The organism is Peptoniphilus sp. Marseille-Q6390, assembly GCF_965119475.1.
Genome location: NZ_CBCPLS010000001.1, coordinates 1,008,685 through 1,032,085 on the forward strand (window position 1 = coordinate 1,008,685; position 23,401 = coordinate 1,032,085).

Sequence of the window (23,401 nt, forward strand, 5' to 3'; positions counted from 1 at the left end):
AAAAGGGAGGTTCCCCTCCCTATCTTAAAAATTCCTGTTCTTTTGTTTTTTGCTTTTCTTCTGTTTTACTTTCATTTTGATAGGCTCTTATCTGTCCTAAAATAGATGGCTTATCATCTGATTTTTGTATGGTTTCTTCTTTGTTATGAAAATTGTCCTCCACATCATAAGTTGACTCAAAATAATCACTGTCCTTAAAGTCATTGTCATATCTGTCAGGAATACCGTCATTATCAAGGTCTTTAGAAAGTGGATCATAGAAGTTGCCTTCATCGTCAATATCAAGACCTGTTGCTGCTCTTAAATCTTCGGAATCAACATAAACCAAATCGTTAAAAGAGGACATTTCTATTTCATTTTTCATATTCCTTAGAGCTTCATTCTCTCCTTTGTTTTCATAATCAAAGCCCTCTGTTTTGATAGGCGTATCATCAATATACTGTGTCCAAGTTTTTTCCTCTAAATCAAGCTCATACTGAACACCATGTCTTTCATCCGGTGTATTGGTATAGGCGATGCCGATGTGCTTTTGGTCAGGATATAGAGTATTAAATTCATCATAGCTATGATTCTCTTCGTACTCCCTGTTACAGAAATCAATGATTGCCCTTTTTACATCTTCTACAAGTGGATTATCATTTCTCTTTTCTTCCACTTCTCCCATATCGAGTAGCTTATTCAGTTCTGCCAAGCGAAGCACTTTCGTCTTCAACTCATCAGCTTTTTCAAAAGGCTTTTTGAGTTCTTCTTTGGCATTTTCAAGTTGTTCCTTTGTGCTGATAAGTTTTTCTTCAAGCCTGTTTAATTTCTCGGGCATTTTCTCAAGGGCATTATCCAGTCTTGTAATGTTACCGTCCGCACTTGTTCCAAGCTCTCCCGAATGCTTTGCAGCACCGTTTAAGCTAAAGTTATGCTCATTGGTAAAGAAGTTATAGCTTACCTCTAAATCCATATTCCTATACTTTCCTATAACCTTGCTTTCATTTAATTTTACGGTCTTTATAGCTTCAATCAGTCTTTCTCCGGCTAATTTCTTATCGGTAATCTTTTCTCCTGCAATGGTAATAGAAGTAAACTTTTCCTCACCTTCCGCTTTTGGCTCTACATTGGATATATCTTTTTTGACAGCTTCAATGAGCTTTTCCGTTCTTGCGATTTCTTCAGGATAGTTTTTCGCAACCTTATCCTCTAATCTGTAACGGTTAGACTTATAGTTTGCTTCAAGCATTTTTAGTTTTGTAACCTCGTTGTCCAAATCCATCTTTTCTTTAATCTTAGGATCGCCAGTGGCAAGGGCTTTAATCTCTGCATAGTTAAGGGAGCTTTCGTCCACATCTTCCGCCACACGAACAGGAGTCTTTGAAGTCATAATCTGAGAAATGAACTTCTGCTTATTTTCTATCGTCTGCCATAAATAGGCATCAAAGGTATTCTCTGTAACATAACGATAGATATTCACTTTCTCATTTTCATTGCCCTGTCTTACAATTCTACCCGCACGCTGTTCAAGGTCAGCAGGACGCCAAGGCACATCGAGGTCATGCAAAGCAATAAGTTTGTTTTGCACATTCGTTCCGGCTCCCATCTTCTGCGTAGAACCCATTAAGATACGAACTTCGCCTTTTCTTACCTTTGCAAAGAGTTCATCTTTTTGCTTATCGGTATTGGCTTCATGTATAAAGGCAATTTCTTCCTTTGGTATTCCTAAATCCACAAGTTTATCTCTAATATCATCATAGATGTTAAATTCTCCATCTCCTTTTGGAGTAGACATATCGGAAAAAAGTAGCTGTGTTGACCTGTTTTCTTTTGTCTTATCCCAAATGGAAAAGACATTTTTCACGCATACATTGACCTTGCTATCAGGATTATCAGGAAGAAGTGGATTGATTAAACGCTGATCTAAGGCGAGTTTCTTACCATCGTTGGTAATCTTAAGCATATTATCAACATCTGGCTCTACAACCCTATTTCTGACATCATCTGCTCTTTCAGAAAGGCTCTTTAATATTTCCTTTTGTTCTTCAGAAGGCTCTGTTTTAATAACCTCATAGTTAGCTTCAGGTGTTGGAAGATTTAACATATCTGCCGTTTGAATGTCTGCCACTTCTTTAAACATACTCATTAGTTCAGGAAGGTTATAGAATTTAGAAAATCTTGTCTTAACCCTGTATCCTGTACCTTCAGGAGATAATTCAAAAGCTGATTGTGTTTCCCCAAAGGTAGAAGCCCAAGAGTCAAAATGCTCCAGATTATTTTTCTTTAAGCTCTCATACTGAAGATAACGCTGCATGGTATAAAGCTCGGTCATTGAGTTACTTACAGGCGTTCCTGTGGCAAAGACCACGCCTTTGCCACCTGTCATTTCATCCATGTAGCGGCATTTCATAAACATATCGGAGGACTTAAAGGCTTCTGACTGTCCGATACCTGCAACATTTCTCATTTTGGTATAGAGATAAAGGTTCTTAAAGCCATGTGCCTCGTCAACAAAGAGCTTATCAACTCCCAGCTCCTCAAAGGTAATGACATCATCTTTCTTAAAATCATCGTTTAGTTTCTCAAGCCTTGTTTCCAGTTTTTTCTTTGTCTTTTCAAGCTGTTTTACTGTAAAGTTTTGGTTCCTATCATGCTTGTATTCTTCTACATAATTTACGATTTCATCAATCTGATCTTGGATATGCTTCTCCTGATATTCCTTACTCATAGGGATTTTTTCAAACTGCGTATGCCCGATAACAACCGCATCGTATTCCCCTGTAGCAATCTTGCCTATAAATCTCTTTCTGTTTTTCGGCTCAAAATCTTTCTTATCAGCCACCATAATGTTAGCCGATGGATATAGCTGCATAAACTCACGCCCGATTTGTCCTGTTAAATGATTGGGTACAACAAATAAGGACTTACTGCACATCCCAAGCCTTTTACTCTCCATTGCAGAAGCTACCATTTCAAAGGTCTTTCCACTTCCTACTACATGGGCAAGCAAGGTATTTCCTCCATAAAGGCTTCTTGCTATGGCATTTCTTTGATGAGGTCTTAAGTCAATCTCCGTATTCATTCCCTCAAAAGAGAGATTGCTTCCGTCATATTCTCTGTTACGGATAGAGTTAAAACGCTCATTATACAGCTTTACAAGACGGCTTCTTCTTTCCTGATCGTTAAATATCCAGTTCTTAAATTCTTCTTTTAATAACTCCTGCTTTTGTCCTGCAAGCATGGTTTCTTTTTTATTTAAGACAGAAGTTTTAGAGCCGTCCGGATTTACAATCTGGTCAAATACCTTTGTTTCTTTAAGGTTTAAGGCATCTTCAATCAACTTATAGGCGTTTACCCTCGATGTACCAAAGGTCATTTCTGCAAGGTCATTTCCTCTGTCCTTGCTTTTTCCTTCTACATTCCATTCGCTTGTAAGGCTTGAAAACTTAACCTTAATATCCCATCTTGCATAACCCGGAGTTTTCAGCGTTTCAAAAATAAATTTCTCAATATCTTTAATCGGTATCCAAGTTGCACCAAGACGCACATTGATTTCACTTGCTTCAAGCTCCTTTGGAAGAACTTTGGTAAGCTCTGATTTTTGATATTCCAAACGGTTCATTTCATAGCTTATCAGTTCTTTTTCTTTTCCATTTTTTTCATAGCCAAGATGAGGCAGCTCTCTTTCCGTTTGTCTGAGCTTTGATAAGTAGCTATCTACAATGGCAATCTTGTCCCTGATATTCCCACTTAAATATTCATCTTTTGTTACATAGCCATACTTATAGGAATTGCTGCCATTTGCACAAGCAAAAGGTAAATCGCCATCCTCTAAATTAAAGGAAAGCGGTCTGTAAAAGTTTTGCTCTTCTCTGATATTTAGATAGATTTCCCCTCGAAGCTCCTCAATTAAGGTCGTTCTGTCTTTTCCTGTAAGACTTCCCATATAGTCAAAGTCCACATAGCCTTTTTCAGATACCGATAAAACAAGAGCTTCAAGGGAAGTGTCTACATGGTCGATAACCTTCGCCTTTGTGATTGTTCGCTTGGAGAAAATATCTCCCTTTGCCTTAAAGTTTTCTTCTTCATCAAGGATTTCAATGGAAGAAACAAGCGGGAAGTTGCTATCCTCTTTTAAGGCTCTGGTATTACTTAGGTTATTTACAAAGCCATGCTTCTTTGAAAAGTTATCATATACTTCATTTAGTTTTTCCTGTGAAGCCTTGATTTCTTCCTCGCTAAAATCTTCTTTCTGCTTGTAAATTACATCTTTTAAAACAGCATTCAGCTCAAGATAATCCTTGATTTTTTCTTTGTTTTTATCTGATACTTCCTTTTTGATAAAGAGTGAATTTTCTCTGTAATAGACTTCATCATCAATTAAGGTATAAGAAAAGTTCTTTACATCATCAGTTGCAGGGATAGAAGTGATCTCATCATCAAGTAGCTCTACTTCTTCATACTTGGCATCTTTTGAAATTCTTTCTCCTGCAATCTCGATACGCTCCTTTAACGAAGCCATATTGTTCTCTTGCCCTAAAAAAGCTATCGGTTCACAAGTGAGTGTCTTTCCAAATCTTCCGCTTACCTCACGCATTGTGCCAAGCACTTGTTCAGGATGATCAACAAAGTATTTGTTATATGAAAGTCCATTTTCATCTTCTGCAAGGTGTATCCAATCTTCATCGCGCTCTAATACGCTATCTCTTTTCTTTAGGAAGATAATATCCGAAGTTACTTCTGTGCCGGCAACACCCTTAAAGGTATCATTTGGAAGTCTGATTGCTCCTAAAAATTCGGCTCTTGCTGCAAGATAGCGTCTTACACTTTCGTCTTTTTTATCCATTGTTCCTGAAGATGTAATAAAGGCGATAACACCGCCGTTTCTTACCTTATCAATGGACTTGGCAAAGAAATAATCGTGGATAAGAAAGTTATTACGATTGTATTCCCTGTCATTTACCTTATACTCTCCAAATGGAACATTTCCGATTGCTACATCAAAGAAGTTATTGGAAAAGGAAGTTTCTTCAAGCCCCTTAACCTGTATATCACTTTCAGGATATAAGAGTTTTCCAATACGCCCGCTTACCGAATCAAGTTCCACACCATAAAATTTTGACTTACTCATTTCATCAGGTAGATTACCGATAAAGTTCCCAACACCCATTGACGGTTCAAGGATATTTCCCTGTTTAAATCCCATACCTGAAAGCGTCTTATATATTCCGTCAATGACTGCTTTCGGTGTGTAAAAACTCGTTAGGGTAGATTCTCTTGCAGCTTCATATTCTGATGGCGATAGATTTTCCTTTAAGAAGGCTCTTGCCTCTTTCCACTGTCCATCCTTACTTTCATCAAAGACTTCAGATAATCCACCCCAGCCTACATATTTTGCTAAAACTTCCTGAGCTGTAGTATCAAGCTCTCGTTCTCCACTTTCAATCCTATTAAGCATAGAGATTGCTTCAAGATTATTGTTTAATCTCTCACTTGGAGATAACTTTGCAGGGATCGTTTCTTCTGCAATCTTGAAATTGTGAGCCTCATTTTTCTTTATTTCTGCTTCCTTAAAAGTCTTTTCGGGCTTCTCATTGGTCATATTTTCAAAGATTCTATCAAGCTCACTTTCCTTACGATAAGGAATTACATCGGAGCCTGTAATCATACCGCCAAGATATTCGGTATTATCCTTAACCGTTACGGTCTTTAGATTATTCCCCATATCATCAAATCTTGTGATGGTATAGTCTTTCCCCTTATACTTCACTTCATCGCCGATGATAAATTCAGGTCTTTCAAGACTTACTTGTCTTAATAAATCCTCATTATCAGTAAAGGATACAATCGGTATTTGATGATTACCTTGCCTTGCAGGATCAAGCCACAACTCATTTCTTCCTGTGATTTGATTTTTAGAAATCTCCCTTACTTTGTACTCCTCATGATTAAAATAGACGATATCACCTTCTTTAACTGCAAACTCATCTAAAGGGCTGTCCTCTTTTTCGTTAAGCTCTACTTCTTCTTTTTCCTTTAGATAATCTAATAAGGTAGCCTGAAAAGGTTCTGCTTGTATTCTTTCTTCTACTTCTTCAGGTGCTTCAAGCTCTGCAATATTGTCCTCAAAACTGAGTTCTCCATTAAAAACATGGTTAAGCTCCTGCTCATCCATCTGCTTTTTAAGTTCACTGTCTTTCAGTTCTCTAAAGGTCTTTGGGAAATCCTCTAAAACAAGTCTTTGGGCATTTAATTCCTTTAGCTCCTCAAGATTAAAATATCCCCATTCAGGTTCAATTCCTAAAACAAGTCCAAAAGCATCTTTACTTTCCCTGTCATACTCCGTCATATACCAAGTCCAGTTACTTCTAAATGGAATGATGTATGCTGCATGAACCTGTTTGTCTGCTAAGGCTACATCTTCCTGTGCATAAAGCTCAGGCACTCTCTCAAGCATTTCATCAGTCATTAGATTATTTGGATCATCTTTAGAATAATAACTTGGCTCTTTTTGTTCTTCTATCTCATCCTTTCTTTCAATGTCCTTTTCTTCAAGATAAAGATTCTTAGAAAGCAGTTCATCTATATGCTTTGCTACATTTGACCATGTAAGAAAAACATCGTTACAATGATTCTTCTGTAATTTAAGTCCCTTTGCATCGTGCCATTCTCCACTTCCTCTTTCGCCTGAAACAGCATGAGAACCTCCACCAATTCCATACTCGTCTTTTATGAAATTTGCTTTTTCCTGAAGCGTATGGTTTTCTTTAAAATACTTTGTAATTCTTTCTTTCCCTTGATCAAAGCCGCTTCCTCTTGAAATCGTAGCAAGGACTTCATCTTCTGTAATAAAGCCATGTACCTTTGGAAGTTCGGTTAAGTTAGAGATATATTCCTTTCTCGGAATTGCAAGCTCCTCTAATCTCTGGTAAAGGCTATCTACCTTGTGATAATGAAACCTTAGTACATCTTTGTTTTCTTTATATCCTGTCAAAAAGCGACTGTACTCGGAAATAACATTCTTTAGATAGTCAGGATTTTTAAGAGCTTCCGATAACTGTCTTGTTTCTTTCGGAAAGCCACCACCTCTTTCTATAAAGTCAAAATAGCCTTGTGCTTTCCCTTCTTCACTTAAATCGTGGTATAGATACCATAAGGATTCTGAAACTCTATCTCTTTCATAGTCCTGTGCTTCAGAAAGCTCTACATTTGTTGCAAACTCTCCATTTTCCAAAAGTTCATTGATTCTTCTTGCAGCATTACTCCAGCTTAAAATTTGCGTGCTATCTTCTCTTGCAGAAGTTCCATAAGCTAAATGAATACCTTTATCCGAATACCAGGAAGATACTTCTGTTCCATTAAGAAATAAACCGTTTCCGCCTCTAAAGGTATCTTTAAGGTATTCTCCTAATTCTTCTACTGTTTTCCCTTTGGAAAATTCAGCAATAATAGGAAGTCTACCACCCTCATGATTTCCACCGTTTACAAGAATACTGTCAATATCATTTTGAGTAAGAGGTATTGTAAGTTTAATCTGTCCTAATCTGTTTTCAGGCAAAGAAAAAGAAGCCTTGTCAGCTTCTCTTATCTCTTTATCCGTATTTTCTTTTAGATTTCCACTATTTCCTTGATTGTCATTTCTTTGAGAGCTGAAATCATCGCTTTGTACTGCGGATGGCTCTCGTCCTCTATCTTCCAAGCTATCATCAGTTTCGGCTTCTCTGCTCTCATAAACTCTATTGCCTGTTTCTGAATATCCATCAGGTGTCCTATCAGCTTCTTCTCCTTGTATAGATCCACTAACATCTCGAAGTGGCTCTGCTCCTCGCTGTTTGAAAGATAATCCAGCCTCATCACTGCGTACACCGGATTCGGATATTCCCTCATAAAGTCCATCTCTTCCTCTAACTGATTCAGCGTATTCTCTTTGATTTTCTCTATTATCTCGTCCGTACTCTCCATTTCGGAAAATTCGCTCGTTTTCACTAATTCTTTCCTGATCATCTCGTCGAAGTACATTTTCTTCTACCTCCTCTAATTCTTCTTTTATTTTATTATATCCTGCTTCTTTACCTCTTAACACTTCTTTTTGAAGCTCTAACTCTTTGCTTTTTTGAATGGTAGCATCAATTATATTTCCGCTAATATCCGACACCGTTTCTCCAAGGCTCATAAGAGAAATGCTGTCAAGCATTGCAAAGTTTTCCTTTAGAAGCTCCGTATCCATAGGATAGTCTAACTTAAATCTTGAAGCTACTGCATAGCTTACCGAGTTCCTCACAAACTTGGTAAAGGCTATTCTGTCCTCATCGGATATTCTAAGCTCATTCATCAAGCTATCTATCTTTTTATCTCCGTAGAGCCTGCTTAAAGAAAAGATGTTTTCTAAGGTGCTTTCACTTTCTTCATAGCCTTCAACTTTTATCATTTCTTTTAATACATCTCTATGAGATTCTTTATCAAATCTCCAAAGATTTACTTCATTGACATCTCTGTTTTGGGAAACGGTTTGACTTATATCAAAGATATAGTCCACCTTTTTATATGTGCCATAGTCCTCTAAAATGGGGATACCTTTTTGTCCTCTCATAACAGTTCGATTAAAGCGTTCCCTCCAGTAGTCAAACTTGGCACAAGCTGTCGCTTCAGGATTTTTATCATAAATACTTAACTGACTTCTAAAGTCATACCTCTGATTGTTTCCGACAACCTTTAAGAGCTTCAGATACTCTGCTTCACTCTGCAGAATATCTTGTTTTATTAGCTCCAAGATGTTATGAAAATCATTTATTCGCATGTTTACCTCCTTCTTTTTTGCATGAAAAAAAGGCGGTTAGATTTTACTCTAATCACCTTTGTACTACATATTGATATTATCCTTTTATTTCAACTTTTTAATTGATTCACTCTCGGATAATATTTTCATCTGTTCAATTGCTATTGAATTTAGTTTTTCCAGTCTTTCAGATTGACTCATGCCCTCATTTATAAATACCGCATTAAGATTTTCAAGATTAGAAAGGCATACAAGCTGCGATATATCTGCATAATCTCTAATATTCCCTTTTAAATCCGGATTTTCATCACGCCATTCTTTCGCTGTTATTCCAAACAAAGAAACATTAAGAATATCCGCCTCACTTGCATAAATAAAGTTGATTTTTTCTTTTGAAAGTTTTTCGGGTACAAGCTTATTTTTAATGGCATCTGTATGAATCCTATAATTGATTTTTGCCAAATTCCTTTTTATATCCCAGCCTAACTTCTTTTGTTCTTCTTCCTTTAAGCGTTCAAATTCCTTAATCAAATACAATTTAAAGTATGGAGATACCCAAGAAGCAAACTCAAATGCTATATCTTTGTGAGCATAAGTTCCGCCATATCTTCCTGCTCTCGCAACTATACCGATAGAATTCGTTTTTTCTACCCACTGCTTAACAGATAAAATAAATCGGTTAAATCCTGCTTCATTTTTAATTCCCTCGAATTCGGGGGAATTAAAATTGGTATTATACATTTCTTCCCAAATACCTAAAAACTCTATTGTGTTCTTGTTTCTAAGCCATTTTTCTATTAAAGCAGATCCGTTCTCAATATTTCTAACCATATCTGTTAAAGAAATGTAATCCCTATTATCTATGGCAATAATGCTGATTTCTGAACCTTCAACATTTATTTTAGACACATAATCACCTCTCAATCATTACATTGATTATCTTATATTATAGCATTTTTAGGGCATTTTTTCCATCTTAAAATAAGTGCCATCTTACTTGCTATAAGTTGAAACCACTTCTTTTATCTCAGTTTCAATTGCCTCTAAAAAATTTTTCTTTGATGATTTTCCCTGTGCAATATCCGATAACTCCATTTCCCACTTTGCTGTTGTTTCTGCGGATTTAAAGGTACCAGCTACAATCGTTACAAGGCTGATTCCCTTATGTGTAGCAATAAGGTTTTTCTTATCTCTCTCAATAAATCCTTTGAAAATTAAGTTTTCAATAATCCCTGCTCTTGTTGCAGGTGTTCCAAGTCCTTTTCGCTCGACCTCTACACCTTTTTCCAGTGCATCATTACCAGCCACTTCCATTGCTTTCAAAAGCGTATCTTCAGTAAAGTGTTTCGGTGGTGTTGTGTACTTTTCTTTTATTTCCTTGTTTTCAATGCTCAATACATCACCAATGTTCACATCAGGAAGTACCATATCTTCATTTTTCTTAGACTTATATTCTTTAAGATATTTTGTAAAACCTTCATCTTTAATTGTCTTACCTGAGCTTGTAAAAGTAAAGCTATCGAATTCAGCTACAATCTTCGTTGTATTTTCCACTAAAGGATAGCCCACACTTGCGTGGAATTTATCGGATATAAGGAAGTAAACTTTAGCTTCACTTAAAGGAAGTTCTGAAACATCTTCTTTTAAGGAACTGATTGTCGGGATAATAGCATGATGATCCGTAACCTTTTCAGAGTTAAATACCGTCTTAATACGCTCTGTATCAAAATCATTTTTCCCTAAAATGTTATTAACCGTACTTACAATCATATCTTCCGTTAAGCATCTGCTGTCTGTTCTTGGATAGGTAATCAGTTTTTTCTCGTATAGGCTCTGTGCATAATCAAGTGTTTGCTTGGCACTATATCCAAAATACTTATTGCACTCTCTTTGAAGTGTTGTAAGGTCAAAAGGCAAATCAGGCTTTGTTATCTTTTCCTTTTGAATAACATCGGTAATTCCTATCTTATCGCCAACTAAATTGATTAGCTGTTCAGCAGCAACCTCATCATCAATTCTCTCTGTTGATAGTGTAAAACCATTCATAGAAAGTTCGACTGTAAAATATTTTTCTTTCTTAAAATTTGCTATCTCATCATCTCTATTTACAATCATGGCAAGGGTAGGTGTTTGAACTCTTCCCACACTGTAATTTTGCTTGTATAGACACGAATAGAGTCTGCTTAAATTCATTCCCACAAGCCAATCTGCAATCGCCCTTGCTTGTGATGATTCGAATAGATTATCGTAAAAACTTCCGTCTTTCAGGTTATCAAAACCCTCTTTTATGGCACTATCTTCCATTGATGAAATCCAAAGGCGTTTCATCTTCTTTTTACAATTTGCCTGATTGTAGACAAGCCTGAAGATTGCTTCTCCCTCACGCCCTGCATCGCAAGCATTTATCACGATGTCTATGTCCTTATCGTCCATGAGCTTTTTAAGAATCGTAAATTGTTTCTTTGTGGACTTTGCAATCTCATACTTATATTCTTTTGGAATAATCGGCAAATCAGCCATATTCCACTTTGCGTACCTTTCATCGTAGCTTTCCGGATTTGCCATTTTAATTAAGTGTCCAACACACCAACTTACCTTGTATCCGTTTCCCTCATAGTATCCGTCTTTCTTTTTTGTAGCTCCAATCACTTTTGCAATAGAGATTGCAACACTTGGCTTTTCAGCAATTACAAGTTTCATCTATATTTTTCCTCCTGTTTTTCAATATAAAAGGGCGAAAGATTTTACTCTCTCGCCCTGTGTTTTGCACCAAATATGAGATAGTTTTGGGTGCAAATTTATTCCAAATCATCATCTTCCTTATCTTCTGTTTCTGCTTTATCTACTTCATTTTCGCTTTCTTCCGCTTCTGAAAAGAAATCATCATCTTCCTCCTCAAAGCCTTCAAGCTCCTTATCTTCCTTTTTCTTAACGACCTTAAAATAATATCCTGCACCTAATGCTCCTGCTACTACAAGAATGAGAATTAAGTAGGTTCCTGTATTACTGCTTTCTTCCTTTTTTACAGGTTTAGGTTCTTCTTTTTCAGGTTCTTCCTTTGTAATTTCCTGTTTTGGAGCTTCTTTCTTTTCAACCATATTAAGAAGATCATCTTCGTATACTTCTGTTAGGAGCATAACATTCTCGCTATCCTCATCGTGATTGATGATTAAATGGAAGGTCTTGCCATTCTTAGTAGTAAAGGTAACAAACTGTCTTGCATCCGCTGAATACATATCCGTTTCTCTCTTATCACTGCTATCTCCATGATGAATCGGATAATCCTTGTTCGCATTATCCTTATTTTCCGTAACAGTTCCTCTTGCCTTTGATGGAGCAGAAGCAACTCCTTTATTGGTATTTACATTCTTACTTGAACCATCCATAGAGGAATCCTGACTGCTGTTATTGGCAGGTTGTTTCGGTGTCAGCTTATTGGGATAACGAACTTCTTTTTCTTTTCCATCGGTCTTGCCAACATTTGTGTCCTTTGTAATCTTTCCTGTATTATCCTGTGATGATGAGCCTTTACCCATATTACTTACCGATGTTTGAGGTAAGTTTCCTGTTCCTGTTTTCATTCCAGAGATAGGGCTGATTGGTGTTACAACAGGATTATGCGTAACAGGAGCTTTGCCAACCTCATTCGTCTTTTTCTCAAGCTCCTTAATTTTCTCAGTTAGCTTGTCTATCTCCTTCTTCATATCTGCTGATAAGTCTTTATCGTCTTTGCCCTTTTCAAGTTTTTCCTTCAGCTTATCTATTTTTTCCTCAAGGTCTTTGATTTTCTCCTTTTGCTTGTCGCTTAATTTATCCTTGTCCTTAATCTCCTGATTTAGCTTATCAAGTTTTTCCTGAAGTTCCTTAGATTCCTTTTCCATTTTGGAAATATCATCTTTGCTAAGCTCTGTTTGAGTTCCCTTATCTTCTGTTTTTGGCTTTTCCGTCTGCGTCTGAGCATTACTTTCTAACTTCTTTACAATTCGGATAATACTATCGCTTCCATCTCCTTTTACTGTATAGTTTACAAAATCGTCATTAAAGCTCATGTTATCAGGAAGCATTTCAAGATCAGACGCATCAATCACCTGATTTTTGTCAAAGAAAGCTGAATACTCCTTATATACCTTTCCATCCTGATATTGATATTTGACCTTTACTTCACTTTTTGTCTGACTTTCCTGATCCTTAGTATCCTTATTGTCTGTTTGAGCTGACGCATTCGCTACTCTCTTATATAAATCCTCTAAAGGTAATTCAAGGTAGGGTACACCGGTATGAAATCTATTCCATGTTTCAATAATCAGCTTGTCCTTAATAATCTTAATTTCTTTGACATTATTGATATTTGGATTTGCTTCCTTTACTCTGCCAATAATAGCGTTCTTTGTTTCCTCTTTAAGCTCTCCCTCATAGTCAACTGTTACTTTCTCAATTTTTCTATTTAACTGTAAAACAGGGCAGGTATAGACAATGACATTTGCTTTCTTTCCTTTTACAGTTCGTTCTTCCGCATTTTCTGTAATATCTCCAATATAGTAATTATCCTTATCTCTTGGAGAAACGATACTTGTAAAAGCACCTGTCCCTACATTGTGAATTCGATAATATGGATAGGGTTTCTTTGTCATGTATCTTAGATCATCTAACTCATTTTCCTTGTCCATATTCTCATTGGTAAAGGTTTCATTATACTTATCGACAACTACACCTCCCTTTTCTTCAAAAGATTTTGATAAGGAAAATTTAAAGTTCAATGGCTGACCTTCTTTATTTTCTTTTCCGACATAATAAAATCCTCTAAAGGTGTCATCTGAAGTATGATCCTCGAATTTCAGTTCATAATATGTTTCATATTTTTCAGGCGGTTCATTTGACGCAAATACTGTCTTTGCACCAACTTTTAACACCCCTAAAACTCCACCCATTAAGAGGGTAAAAGCTACAACAATAGCTGTAATTCTTTTATTTTTCAAACTGGTTTTCATTTGTCTTCTCCTTTTTCACTTCTGCTTTTTCTCTGTTTACTTTTGCCATTAAATCACTGATTGTAATGTTGTTCTTTCTGCAAATGGCAATAATTTCTTCGTTTTCAAATTCTTCCTCACGAATGAACAAAGGCTCCAATTCTTCATCAATTAGAGCCTTTTTATCTTTTAATTTCTTTATTCTGTTTTTTACTGCTGTAAGTTCTTTTTTCAAATTGTGTCCTCCTTATCTGTTTACATTTGGCGGAAAGCCGAAACCTACGGGATGGTGCTTGCAGAAAGTTGCTATCCAATCATCTAAGGTAGTTACTCTGATTCGCCCGATATTATCTATTACCTTGCCATCGCCTATATAAATTCCCACATGACCATAGGTAAGTCCTGCTGTACTTCCGCTACTACTACTTTCAACTGCAACAAGCATTCCTACCTTGAGTTTTGATTTATCTGATGTAAAGGTGTAGTTTCGGTACATATCACAAGCATTTCCTCCGATATATCCAAGTCCTGCATTTTGATAGACCTGCGACACCCACATAGCACACCAGCCTGCACCCGGAGATGGCGTAATGTATGCAGCATTTACAATCTTCTTTTGAACTTCCGTAGAAGCCTCATACTCTTTTCCACCTCCGATACCTCCATTGGAAGCAATAAGGTCGCTATTACCAAAGGCTTCTCCCATATTGCCTTGAGCAAGGAATAAGGCTTCATAGTGTTTTAGATTGTCAGGATAGTTCGCAAAGACTTCTCTGATGATACTGTCCATTTCCCTTTTATGAAGGGTTACAATGAGTTTCTTGTACTCGTAAGGTTCTTCATGGCTTTCGGTATATTCATTTCCATCTTCATCGGTATAGGTTTCTGTAACTGTCCTGTATCTGATTTCTACTTCTTCCTTATACTCAAGGTCATACATGGACTTAAAAAGCTCATTTAATACGGAGCTTACTTCCGATACATTCTTTACTTCTCCGCACCTTGATGTAATGTAGGATAAAAGCTCATGGACATTATGACCGATGTACTCTGTGTTATTTAGGATGTACTCGTCATATCCGGGATAATTCTCTTTGACATGATCAACCTCGTTTTGAAGCTCACTTTCCATAGCGGAAAAGTTCTGATTGATTTCATTTAGGACATTTGGCTTTGACAAATAGCTTGTTGTAAGAACAGAACTTGTGGAGTTCATAAAGCCTGTCATTCCCGTTCCTGCAAAGTTGATAAAGAAAGTTCCCAAAATAATAAGACCTATGAAGATAATCATAAGTCCCTTTGCTTTTCTTAATATGACTTCCTTTGAACTTTTAAGACTGCCTATAAGCCCTTCCTTAATGCGATCTCTAAGCCTTGACTTATTCTGCCTTTTAATGGAATCTTTCATCTGCTTTCGCTTCTGAAATCGCTTAAAGTTATTTGCTTTTTGATACTCCTGTGTCTTTTTTAGCTCCTCTTTGGCATCTCGAAACTCCAATTTGGATTTTCGCTTTCTGATTTTATAGTCCTTATTCGTAAGGTCATATCCTTTCTTCGCCTTTTTCTTATCAGAATATTTCTTTATGCCATGAATGAGTTTCGAGCTTGCGTCCGCTGTCTTTTCTCCTGCTTCCACCCCTTTGTTTTCATCGCTTCCATGGGATAAGTAATCTCTTACGGTTTCACTTCCTTTAGCAAGTCCTGAAAGGGCAGATACTTTTACCATATCTTTCTTTAGCTTTTTCTTCTGCTCTTTAGAAAGTCTGCTATGAACTTTTTCGCTGACAGCATCTGTTCCCGCCTTTTTACCTTCAGTCTTATTTTCCTTTGATACATCTTCTTTTTTTCTTGTATAAAGGCTTTCGGTGTAGTTTTTCCTCTTATGCTTTCTCTTTTTAGCCTCATAACTTTTAGAGGAACTTCCAATAAACTCATCTTTTTTATGGAGATTATCATCCACATCATAAGTTGACTCAAAATAGTCGCTGTCCCTAAAGTCATTGTCATATCTATCTATGATTCCGTCATTGTCGAGGTCTTTTCCTAAAGGATCATAGATTATTCCATTTTTAACCTCCGTAATATAATCCGATCTTCCTGTTTCAGTGACAAAAGCTACGCTATCCTTATCAGAAGCTCTATACCTTGCATTTCTTTTGGAAGTTTTTCCGTTTTGTTCAGTTTCTATGCTTCTCTTACTGACCTTTTCATGCACCTTATCTTGAAATCGGTCTTTATCATGGACAATTTTTCCTCTGTAATCATCGTTATGCTTTAACTTACTTTCTTCAGGCTCTATACTGCCATTACTTTGCAATGTTTCCTTTTCTATCCTTGCTCTTTGCCTTTCCTTAAAGTCCTTTTTCAGTTTCTTTCCCATAAGCCTACCTCACTTCTTCAGGCTTGGTTGTCATCTTCTGATAAAGGATTGTGTCTTTCGGGAACTTATCAAGGAAAGGAACAATGGTATTTCCAAAGAACAAAAGTCCTTCTCCTGCATTGGAATTGGTTACATATTTTAGCTGTGGCTGTGAGATTTTAAGTTTCCTTGCTAAAATTTCTCTATCGCCGGAAGCCTGATTGAGCATTAAAACAAAGTCCGTATTATCAAAGATATTTTCAATTTCTTTACTCATCAGTAGGTCTTTGACATTCTGTGTAATGCCTGTCGGGATTCCTCCCCACTTACGAAATCTTTTCCAAATCTCTACGGAATAGGAAGCTGTCTGCTCGTCTTTTAAAAGCAAGTGAAACTCGTCGATATAGTACCTTGTAGCCTTATTTCCTCTGTTTTGCGATACCTTATTCCATACCTGATCCTGAATAACAAGCATTCCGATTTTTTTAAGCTGACTTCCAAGTTCCTTAATATCAAAACAAAGAAGCTGCTTATTTAAGTCCACATTGGACTGATGGTTAAATACATTAAGAGAGCCTGTTACATAAATCTCCATTTCCGTTGCCAGCTTTTTACCGACTTTTTCTTCCTGATTTTTTAACATATCATATAGGTTTTGAAGAATGGGCATATTACAAGGCTCTGGATTTTCGAAATACTTTTCATAAATCTTAGGAAGGCATCTGTCTATAACCGACTTTTCTTCTGCTGTAAGACCACTACCGCCAACTACTAATTCAAGCATCGACATAATGAAGTTTGCTTTGTCCTTTAGTGGTGCGTCCCCATCGCCATAGTTCATATTGATGTCAAGGGGATTTAGATAGTCTTTTGACTTACTACTGACCTTTATGACTTCTCCTTTAAACTGACGAACAAGGTTTCCGTACTCGCCTTCTGGATCGCAGATAATCACATCATCATCGGTTGTAAGAATGGCATTTGCCATTTCTCTTTTTGCACTAAAGGACTTACCACTTCCCGGAGTTCCGAGAATTAGACCGTTTGGATTTTTCAGTTTCTTTCTATCTGCCATAATCAGGTTATGGCTTAGGGCATTTAGTCCGTAATACAAACTGTTCGCCGAATTTATGAAAAGCTCCTCTGTGGTAAAAGGCATAAATACTGCCGTAGATGATGAGGTTAGTCCTCTGTCAATTTCAATCTTATTTACCCCAAGTGGAAGTACACTGATTAAGCCCTGCTCCTGTGAGTGATCAAGCCTTTTTAACTTGCAATTATGCTTATTGGCAATAGAGCTGATTTGAGAAATGGTATTGTCCAGCTTTTGAATTGTCCTTGCAAAGTTCATAAAGATAATGGTTACAACAAACATTCTTTCATCTCTTGTCTGGAGGTCTTTTAAGAGGCTTTTTACATCTTCTCCATAGGTGATTAAATCACTTGGAAGAATGTCCATATCATAACCGCTTCTTACAGCCTTTTTATTCTCCTCAATCTTCATCTTGTCAATATCGGTATTTTTTCTTTTTACCATCTTGATGGCTTCCGACTGTTCGATTGCCTTGATATGAAAAGAGATATTGATGTTATCATCTATATCCAAAAACTCAGCAAGCATACGGTCGGAAAGCTCACTTGCAAGGATTTGAAAATGACTTGCTGCTCCGATAAATTTTCCAAACTTAAAATACCTTGACGGTGTAAAGTTAAATTCATCAGGAACAATGTATGTCTTTGTGCTTTCTTTCTTCTTTAAGTCCTTATATGAAAATTCAAAGGTCTTATTCGGATTTAAAACATCATGAAGTATCTTCAGCCTTTCCTCTCCGTTAAGGCTTTCTGCTCTTACTCCCATACTTTTAAGACTCGATAATATATCTATCTCCAGTCTTTCCAGTTTTGATGTTGCCTGCTCTAAATTATCCGCTTCCACTGTAAAGGTTACATACTTTGATTTTTTCAGTCCGTTATTTCCCTTTACAATCTGACTTTTGAGCATTTCTCTAAACTCAAGGCGAATATCGTCAAACCCGTCCTTTTTATCCGGTATTTGAATAGCTGATTTCATTTCTTCATTTCTGCCAAGCTGATTGATATATGAAAACTCTATGCTGACACTTGGATCAAAGGAATTAAGAAAATTTGCAAACTGATTAAAAATCAAATCTCTATCTTCTTCTAAGGCAAGCTGATAGTTTATATCCTCAAAGGCAATACTCTTATTAAAATGCTTTTCATCAATCTGACATATCCCGCTTTTTAAGAGTCTAAGATAGGGAATGGTATCTTCAACAGTGTATCTTTTCGGTTCTTTCCTAAAGATAAGGTCAAGTAATCCGCCCCTATCTTTTTTAGACTTTCCCTTATTTTGCTTTAAGTCCTGTTTTTGACTTCTTAACTTCTTTTGGTTTTGTTCTAACTTTAGCTGCTGAATTTTTCTTTTGTCTTTCAAGATAAACCTCCTTTCTCACTCTTTTTTGTGGCTGATAAAATTTATGAAGGTAAATATACTTAAAGTATTTCTCAAAGCTAAGTCCATCCTTTTCAAAAAGAGTGGTAAAAAATATAGGGAGAGTAGACACAATGAGAAAGATGACTGCTATATCATTTGGAACAACCTTTCGCATAAATAAATAGATTGGTATTCCAATCAGTCCTGCAATCGTAAAACCTATCAGTTGTCTTTTTGTCAGGTTGAATGCAACCTTTGTTTTTACCTTCTTTAAGTCTTTTGGGATAGGTACATACGCCATAACTTACCTCCCATCTTCTTTACCCTTTGAAAGCTCCTCTATATGCTCATATACGGAGCCGATTTCTTCCTGAATACTTGCAATCTGTTCATTTGTACTTCTGTTATATCTTTCCTGCATTAGACAAAAATCATTGTGGCAGCGACCGATGTCTTTTGTTCTTTCTTCCAAGTCCTCCACTTTGCTGTGAAGCCTGATTCTATCCATTACTGCCAAAATACCTGTTCCAACTGCTACTGCTATCAATACTGTTTTTCTTTTGTTCATCATATATTTCCTTTCTTTTAGTGTGCATTTAATACGCTTTTGGCCAGTGTTCCGCTCTTTAGCATCATTAACCCCAGCAAAACCGCATATCCAAGTATCGTAAAGGTACTTGTGTGTATATCTGTTATCTGTATTGTTTTAACTAATACTGCGTATATTCCAAGACAAACCATTAAAAAGAGTCCTTGTAATCCTATGGCAAATAAGCCTTTGATATAGTTTGTTCCGATTTGTCCCCACTCTTTGTTTCCCATTGTGGCAAAAGGAATGGCTGAAACGGATGAGTAAACATAAATCTCAAACATTCTGCCGTATACCACAAGCATAATCACAATGGAAATGACCTGTATTGCCACCTTTATGAGCGAGGTTTCAAAGAGTATCATGACAAGCTCTCCAAGACCTTTATCTTTTAAGCCTTCTACCATCGTTACAATCTGATCTCCGGAGATAACGGCAGAGGTGTTAATTACCCCTGCCGCTTTATTTACCATGTGCTGTGCAACATCAAAGACTGCCATAGAAAACTGAAAAGCATGGGACACTAACCATACGGCAATCCACATCTTTATGATGTACTTGAAAAATTCAAAGGTATCTGTATCGTGCATATTGTTCTTTTGCATAACCATATTGATAAGCTCGATACAAAGGACTGCCGTTATGATTAGCCCTGCAATGGGGATAATGACAGAGTCGTTAATGCTTTTGATAAAACTAAAAACCTGTCCGTTCCACCCCATCGGTGTCTTTCCCACATCCGTTGCAATCGCACCAACTTTATCGTTGATGTCAAGAAACATGGACTCTAAGTTTGCTTGGATACCGCCCAGTAGAAGATCTTTGAAAAACTCCTCTATCTTGTCGAATATCCCAAACATTTAATTTCTCCTTTTCTTCTTACTTGAGTACATTTGCAAGAAGCGGAATCAGCTTTAATCCGATAAGGACAATGCCGCCTCCTGCCATAAGCTGCTTAATGCCCTGAGATTTTGCACCCGATAGTGATAGGTAATCCTTTGATGTTATCTCCGGATTTTCCCCCACTTCACACCGTGCATGCGACTTTCACCGCACACGGCGTTCCATCACAAGAAAGATTTTCACGTTTTAACTAAGACTTACACACTTCGTAACAAATTATTTTTTTCTAAATTAGTGGCAATCCTGCCATTTTTCTAAGCTTATTACATTTCTCGATCTGCTTGACCGTTAAGCCAAGCTCTTTTATATATTTTTGGATTGTATCTTCTTTTGTTGCATGGATAAGTATATGAACTGCTTCTGTAACAAGAATTAAGTTGCTATAACTGTCTGTACCGCCTTGTTCAAGCGGTATCTTGTGATGGCAATGTATATAGTTTGGTGTAAGTTTTACACCTGTTACCCCACATCTGCCATATTGAGCTGCAAAGAGCGAGATTCTGTTGTCTGCAAACTCTATACTCTTATCAAGTACAGGATGTCTCATCAACCAAACAAGTGTATCTACATCGATTTGCAGATTTTTATGAATAAAAGCTCTGCCCTTTACAGTGTATTTATTTACAACCTTTTTCTTGTGTTTTGCGTCCTTTGTCCTAATATATCCAACTGGAATTAGCGGATGTCCATTAAGGAAGCGAAGCTGTTTACTTTTTCCATATTTTTCTTTGATAAATCCTTTGTTTAGCATTCCACTGGTTTTAATATCAAGTCTGTTGTTCATCTGCTTTTTAATGTGAAAGGCTATTTTAGCAAAGTCCAAACTTACATTTGTTGCTATTTGGTAGTAATTATGCAAGCCTGAAACAGTGGCATTATACTTGGCTATTGCTTTGTACTGTTCCTTTTCGTTTGCAGGTCTTTTTATATCCGCAACACATTTAGAAATATTTTCTTTTGCATTTTTCAGTGCCTTATCACTTATATGCGACTGTACAACAAACTTTTTGCCTTTTGGTTTAACCTTAAGCTTAAATCCTAAGAACTCCGAATACCTTTGTTTTAGATTTGTTATTTTAGATTTTTCTTCACTCACATTTAGTTTTAATCTGTCTTGCAACCATTTTGTAACTGCCTGATAGGTTCTTTTTGCATCGTAGTAATTACGGCAAAATATCTTAAAATCATCAGCATACCTTACAATGTATATTTCTTTTAGGTTGCTTGTTCTTAAAGCTCTGTAAGTATGGCTTTTTATCTCTGTTCCTTGACTGTTCGTTCTCTGTTTATATGGATAATGCGTAGGCATTGTCAGCCATTGAGATGAAACCCACCAATCTAATTCGTTCAAGACTACATTAGATAGTAGCGGTGATAATATTCCGCCTTGTGGTGTTCCCTTTGTTGGTGTAATTACCTTTTTATCGGGCATAACTATGTCTGCTTTAAGCATTTCCTTAATGATACAAAGTAACTTTTTGTCTTGGATTCCTAAATTCCAAAGCTGCCTTATGAGCTTTGCATGATATACGTTATCGAAAAATCCTTGTATATCAATATCGACTACATAGTGTAAGTGCTGTATCTGCATTAGTCTTGCACATTCTGCAATAGCGTGTTCCGTACTCCTGTTAGGTCGAAACCCATAGGAACTGTCATGAAACTTGGCTTCACATATCGGCTCTAATATTTGCAAGATACATTGTTGTACAATTCTATCTACAATAGTTGGTATTCCTAAAGGTCTAATTTTCCCATTAGGCTTTCGCATTTCCACTCTCTTTACAGGGCGTGGCTTATACCAATGAAACTGTTTTTGTATGAGAGAAATGTATTCCTCTTCATTTAGCCTTGATAGATGTTTTATTGTTCTGCCATCTACCCCAGCCGTATGACTTCCTTTGTTCCCTTTTATACTACGATAGGCAAGTTTAATATTTTCTCTTGAAGTTATCAACTCCATTAAATTTGAAAATACTTTATTATTACCGCTATCTTCATATAAATCATCAAGGACTTTTTGCAAGTCATAGTATTCCGTATAACGGATTTTGCTTTGTTTCAGTGTTTGTTTCGAAGTGGACACAGTCACCATCTCCTTTCGGATTTGATTTTCTTTGTCATACTCGAAGCTGTGTTTGTCTTAATTTCAGTTCTTGTACTTTCCTGTGACTGGTGGCTATCCCTCCACGAACTTATTATTTTCGCTTCATAGGTACTGTGCCACCACTTTCACCGAGATAAAGAATGGTTATATGCTGTTTTTTTTCAGTCATTTTCCCATTCAACACTTCATTAGCATTAGACTGCTTCCATGCTCTTGGCTTACCACGTTCCGACAATCTTATCTTTGAATACGTTTAGGTTCTTCCTCTAAGCCTGTGTTTAGTTTTCACCATATCGCCTGTAACGATATATGGATTTTCATAACAACCATTCTTACTCATCCACAAACACCCCATCTTTGATGGGAATTGCCGTTAGGCAAATTCAAACGTTTAGACCCTTACATTCGGAAGTACGTCAGTGCTTTGGTATACACATTCTCACCATGCGTATTCGACACCCGACATATAGGTAGCACCGTCCACCTCTGAACAGCTTTCGTGTCTGATGTTAATATCAGTCTTACGGCTACTCTCTGCCGACTTCACCGAGCTTTTGACAATGAAATAGTCTAATATTCATTGCCAATCGGAGTATCAGTGTAGGCATTTCAGGGCGTTACCCCGTCATTCTACCTATCAGATTGCCAGTTCTCCTAAGTTTTGAACTTTCAGTCCTTCGACTTAGTGCATAAGCTTTTCACTTATGAACGTGTCGCACGATTGTCATTACCATAACCTTCCATCAGGTTAATAACGCCCCATGCTCCAAGTCCTGCACCTACTGCCATAACTAAAATCTTTAATACATTTACTGCCTGTGTAAAAAATTCCATAATTTATTCCTCCTCGTTTTCTTCTTTCTTTTCAATCTTGTTGTATGACTTCACAACAAAGTTTTTGTAAGTCTTTCCGTCTTTTTCACGCTTCTTGAAGTAACCAAAGATATGAATCAAATCGCCCTTTTCAAAGACTTTTGCTTTCTCCGCTTTTTCTCCATAAGCGGCACAGTTGATATATTCCTTGCCTTTCCCATACTTTTTTACAAGCGTAAAGTTTACAACTTCAACAGCTTCTCCCTCTTTGTCAAAACTCGAAAAAGTTGGTTCTGCCAATAAATTGGCATTGATGTTAATCATTTCTTGCTTCATTAAAAATTTCTCCTTTTCTTTTCAATAAAAAAGCGATCGGAGTTTTTCTTTTCCAATCGCTGATACTCTTGCTATTTAGTTTTCCTTAGTGGGACTTCTTATCCTTACCATCTTTCC

The 23,401-nt window shown here is 36.8% G+C and carries 14 protein-coding genes; all 14 read right to left on the reverse strand.

The annotated features are described in order from the left end of the window. Positions 1-19 precede the first annotated feature (19 nt). The gene (locus tag ACWPVO_RS04910) at positions 20-8,776 is read right to left on the reverse strand and encodes a helicase-related protein (RefSeq protein ID WP_454206945.1); all 8,757 of its coding nucleotides are present in this window, start codon (positions 8,774-8,776) and stop codon (positions 20-22) included. An 84-nt stretch (positions 8,777-8,860) separates the two neighbouring features. Further along, on the reverse strand, positions 8,861-9,664 hold the full coding sequence (locus ACWPVO_RS04915) for a KilA-N domain-containing protein (protein ID WP_002843620.1): 804 nt from the start codon (positions 9,662-9,664) through the stop codon (positions 8,861-8,863). A gap of 84 nt (positions 9,665-9,748) precedes the next feature. Beyond that, positions 9,749-11,455 (reverse strand): DNA topoisomerase 3, encoded by a 1,707-nt coding sequence (locus tag ACWPVO_RS04920; protein WP_007894717.1) that lies wholly within the window; start codon positions 11,453-11,455, stop codon positions 9,749-9,751. Positions 11,456-11,553: 98 nt separating this feature from the next. Continuing rightward, positions 11,554-13,743 (reverse strand): CD1107 family mobile element protein, encoded by a 2,190-nt coding sequence (locus tag ACWPVO_RS04925; protein ID WP_007894787.1) that lies wholly within the window; start codon positions 13,741-13,743, stop codon positions 11,554-11,556. After that, complete coding sequence (locus ACWPVO_RS04930; RefSeq protein ID WP_454206948.1) at positions 13,721-13,957, reverse strand: conjugal transfer protein; 237 nt, start codon at positions 13,955-13,957, stop codon at positions 13,721-13,723. Before ACWPVO_RS04930 ends, ACWPVO_RS04925 begins: the two co-directional genes overlap by 23 nt. 12 nt (positions 13,958-13,969) lie before the next feature. Continuing rightward, positions 13,970-16,102: a CHAP domain-containing protein gene (locus ACWPVO_RS04935; RefSeq protein ID WP_007894794.1), complete on the reverse strand. Its 2,133-nt coding sequence runs from the start codon at positions 16,100-16,102 to the stop codon at positions 13,970-13,972. Between the two features lie 4 nt (positions 16,103-16,106). Continuing rightward, entirely contained in the window at positions 16,107-18,536 is a 2,430-nt protein-coding gene (locus tag ACWPVO_RS04940; protein ID WP_007894666.1) for a VirB4-like conjugal transfer ATPase, CD1110 family, read from the reverse strand. Further along, complete coding sequence (locus ACWPVO_RS04945) at positions 18,448-18,837, reverse strand: PrgI family protein (protein WP_034440670.1); 390 nt, start codon at positions 18,835-18,837, stop codon at positions 18,448-18,450. Before ACWPVO_RS04945 ends, ACWPVO_RS04940 begins: the two co-directional genes overlap by 89 nt. 3 nt (positions 18,838-18,840) lie before the next feature. Then, positions 18,841-19,104, reverse strand: a complete 264-nt coding sequence (locus ACWPVO_RS04950; RefSeq protein ID WP_007894829.1) for a hypothetical protein — start codon at positions 19,102-19,104, stop codon at positions 18,841-18,843. Between the two features lie 17 nt (positions 19,105-19,121). Continuing rightward, positions 19,122-19,985, reverse strand: a complete 864-nt coding sequence (locus ACWPVO_RS04955) for a VirB6/TrbL-like conjugal transfer protein, CD1112 family (protein WP_000466901.1) — start codon at positions 19,983-19,985, stop codon at positions 19,122-19,124. A 19-nt stretch (positions 19,986-20,004) separates the two neighbouring features. Then, a complete protein-coding gene (locus ACWPVO_RS04960; protein WP_000504426.1) occupies positions 20,005-20,151 on the reverse strand; it encodes a Maff2 family mobile element protein in 147 nt (48 codons plus the stop codon). Positions 20,152-20,254: 103 nt separating this feature from the next. Continuing rightward, positions 20,255-22,114 carry a group II intron reverse transcriptase/maturase gene (gene ltrA / locus ACWPVO_RS04965; RefSeq protein ID WP_454206952.1) on the reverse strand — a complete coding sequence of 620 codons (1,860 nt, stop codon included), beginning with the start codon at positions 22,112-22,114 and terminating at the stop codon, positions 20,255-20,257. A gap of 723 nt (positions 22,115-22,837) precedes the next feature. Continuing rightward, positions 22,838-22,969, reverse strand: coding sequence for a Maff2 family mobile element protein (locus tag ACWPVO_RS04970; RefSeq protein WP_000394211.1), 132 nt, complete (start codon positions 22,967-22,969; stop codon positions 22,838-22,840). 3 nt (positions 22,970-22,972) lie between these two features. Next, positions 22,973-23,284 (reverse strand): hypothetical protein, encoded by a 312-nt coding sequence (locus ACWPVO_RS04975; protein WP_007894841.1) that lies wholly within the window; start codon positions 23,282-23,284, stop codon positions 22,973-22,975. Positions 23,285-23,401 lie beyond the last annotated feature (117 nt).